Genomic DNA, 3,490 nt, shown 5'->3' with positions numbered 1-3,490 from the left:
AGGCGGGGATTCGGGCAAGCATCGCCCTGCTGGCGGAGCAGAACTACGAACGGCTGCTGGAACAGGAGCAGCTTGCCATCGGCTGGGGGGAGGTGAACGGCCGGTGAATACATCAAATCCCTCGTCCAGCCTCCACGGCTGGAACGACGCGCTGAAGTATCTGGCGCACTGCCCTCGTGGGATGCCTGGAACGCCAGGAAAAATCGCATGCGGGCGGTCGCGCAGCGACTACGGCAAATGAAAAATCGGTAAGGAGGAAAACACATGAAAAAAAGACTATTGGCAATCCTGCTGACGGCTTTGATGGTGGTGGGCATGGTCCCGCTTCAGGCCGCCGCGGCAGGCCCCCAGGACCAGACGGCATTGCCGTCGGACGGTGGGGAACTGACATCAGGCAGCTACTATTTGGCTGCCGATACCCAGTTGACAGCGGACCTCGTCATCCCCGAAGACGCTAAGGTGGCTCTGGAGCTTAACGGCCACACCCTGACAGGCAGCGGCAGCGGGAGCGTAATCACCGTGGCGGAGGGCGCGTCCCTTTCCATCACGGACAGCAGCACCGCCGGCACCGGTGTCATCACCGGCGGCAAAAGCAGCAGCGGCGGCGCAATCGCAAACCAGGGAACGCTCTCCATGACGGGCGGCACTGTTTCCGGCAACGAAGCCACAAATGCCGGCGGCGCCATCTATACAACGGGAGACATGACCCTGCAAAACGTCACCATTCGCGATAACAAAACGACGGGCGACAACAGCACCGGCGGCGGTATCAGCATTTCTGAGGACGCGAGTTCCACTCTGAATATTGCCATCACCTCCTGCGTTGTGGAGGGGAATACCTCCCATATGAAGGGCGGCGGCCTGGACTATCTCTCCCAAAACAATACTTCCACAAGTGAAATCACTATTGCGGGGACTGTCTTCCGGGCGAACGAAGCGTCTGGGACAGATCTTCCCGACGGCACCAAAGCCGCGGGTGTTGGCGGCGGCGCATCCCTGATGGGGGTCGTCACTTTGAGCGACTGCCAGTTCTTTGAAAATACGGCGCGCTCCGGCGGCGGATTGTCGATCTCCGGCCTTTCCGATAACGAAGGGGATATCACCATTGAAAACTGCGTGTTCCAGGAAAACGCGGCGGCGACAGGATCTCAACCTACCGAAATACCAGATACAGAGGGAGAAACTGTCCCGACTACCGGCATGGGCGGCGGCATTTATTCCCAGATGGGCAACTTCACCATCAAGGGCGGCTCTGTAACCAACAACACGGCGGCCTTAGGCGGCGGCGTCTGCGCGGCCGTCGCGGGCGTCACCCTCGCTGACGGCGGCGTGATCTGCAACAACACGGCCGAGGAGGGCGGCGACGATTTCTGCTTCCTGTATACATTCGGAGTATATACCAGCCAGCACAGCCTGACCCTGCCCTCCCCCGCCAGCTTTGACATTGACGGGGTGCAGCAGTGGTTTGAGGACGCGCCGGACATGCGCTACAAGGAAGACATGACCGGTGTGGCCAAGTATGACGGTTTTACAAATGAGACGGCCGACCACTATCTGAGCGCCGGACAGGTGTTCACCGTCACCTTTGACTCCAACGGCGGCAGCTATGTGGCGCCGGTGTTCGCCGCGCCCAACAAGACCATCGACCAGCCACAGGACCCCACTTATACGGGGTATATCTTCCAGGGCTGGCAGACCCAGGCGGGCGATTCCTTTGACTTTGAAACGGCCATTACCGAGGATATGACCCTTGTGGCCCAGTGGGAAACGGACCCTGCCTATGCGCTCTTTACGCTGACCTACGCCAACACGGACATACCTCCGGAAGAAGTCCGCAACGGAACCACTGTCACCCTGGCGGACAGGACCCCCACGAAAGAGGGCTTTGACTTTGCGGGCTGGTACGCGGACAAGGAGCTGACCACGCCTATTACCTCGGTGTACATGGACGGCCCCAAGACCGTTTACGCCAAATGGACAGAGAAGGTCGTGCCTGGCATTACCATCCATTTTGAGACCTACGGCGGCACGCCTGTTGAGGATATCTTTATCTCCTGGGAGGATTTTCAGGAGGCATATGAGGATGATGACGATGCGTTAAACACTTTCCTAAGTGCTCTACCCACAGCGGAGGATCCGGAGAAAGAGGGGTATGAATTCCTCTGGTGGACGTACAATTATGCAGATGAACTCTTACGCATGTTCCAAACCAGCCCCAGCGAAACAGTGCGGGAATCCTATGAAGAAACCAAAGCGCTGTTGGAAAAAGAAATTGCAGAATTTGAATCTCAAGCAGACAAGCTGTGGAGCCAATATCAAAACGACACTCTCGAGCAGGACATACAGGAATTCTTAGAGAATTTCGACTATGAAAACTCCCCGTTTAAAGATGAAGAAACCATTGTTAAGCTATGGGTGGAAAACCTTAGGAATACTTATAATGATATTATAGCAACAGGCACCGCATCTTCTGATACTCCCACACTGGTTTCCTTTACAATAGATGAGTTTTATGAACTGCAGGAATCTATGACGGGGAATCGTTTTGTATTGTCAGTCGGCAATCTGCCTTTCCCTGGAGAACAGTGGGCTTTCGGTCTTCCTTTAGAATGCTACTATCAAGGCCACGACGTCACCGTGACCCTGCGCGCTAAGTACTGGAACCCTGAAACCGGCGAGATCGCCACCCCCTACACCCTGACCTACGACGCCAACGGCGGCCAGAACGCCCCCGCGTCTGTGCAGCTGGTGCCGGGCGCCGCGACTCTGTCGGAACAGGCGCCCACGCGGGAGGGCTATACCTTTGCCGGCTGGAACACCCAGCAGGACGGCAGCGGCACGACGTATCAGGCGGGCGGGGCTTTCACCATGCCCAAGGAGGACGTCACCCTTTATGCCCAGTGGGCGGCGGGTACCGTCACCCTCACCCCGCAGGACATGACGGCCTACACCGGCGGCGACTCCATCAGCGATGACCCGTTCCCCTCCGTGCGGTATGCGATTACCGGCGTGGAATCGACTGCCATTCCAGACCTGGAGTTTACTGTGGGCGGGAATACCTGCAAGCCGAAACAGGCAGGCAGCTACTGGCTGCTGTCCGGCGTTGAGAACACCTTTACCCCCGTGGTAAGCCAGAAGACCCGCGCTGCTGGCGAGTATGAGAATGACGGACTTGCCGGCGAGTATACCATCGGCGTGGAAAACGATGATACGCTCACGGTGAAGGGTGCGGACGATAAACAGTACGCCGTAAAGGTAGCGGATGGCGAGGAGGCCGGCATTTTGACGGTGCGCAACGTGTCCGACCCTAACGCGGTGCTGGAAGATAAGATGGATATTGCCCAGGAGGTCGTTTCCAGCGAGAGCCAAGTGGACACCAGCAAGGGCGCGGTGGCCGTGATCGAGAACGGCGCGACCTACTACACCAACGGCAAAAAGGCCAATCTGGGCGTACTCGGCACCAGCTCGGCCGCGCCCACTTCCGGCGAAC

Annotated in this window: 2 protein-coding genes; both read left to right on the top strand. The window is 57.9% G+C overall.

The annotated features are described in order from the left end of the window. Positions 1-103: 103 nt before the first annotated feature. The gene (locus tag ACYQ3S_RS15545; protein ID WP_459690269.1) at positions 104-241 is read left to right on the top strand and encodes a hypothetical protein; all 138 of its coding nucleotides are present in this window, start codon (positions 104-106) and stop codon (positions 239-241) included. A 23-nt stretch (positions 242-264) separates the two neighbouring features. Continuing rightward, positions 265-3,490, top strand: a 3,226-nt coding sequence (locus tag ACYQ3S_RS15540) for an InlB B-repeat-containing protein (RefSeq protein ID WP_459690267.1), incomplete at its 3' end; no start/stop codon positions are given.

It is taken from the genome of Agathobaculum sp. TL06, from assembly GCF_054658635.1.
This window is presented reverse-complemented; position numbering and strand designations above follow the sequence as displayed.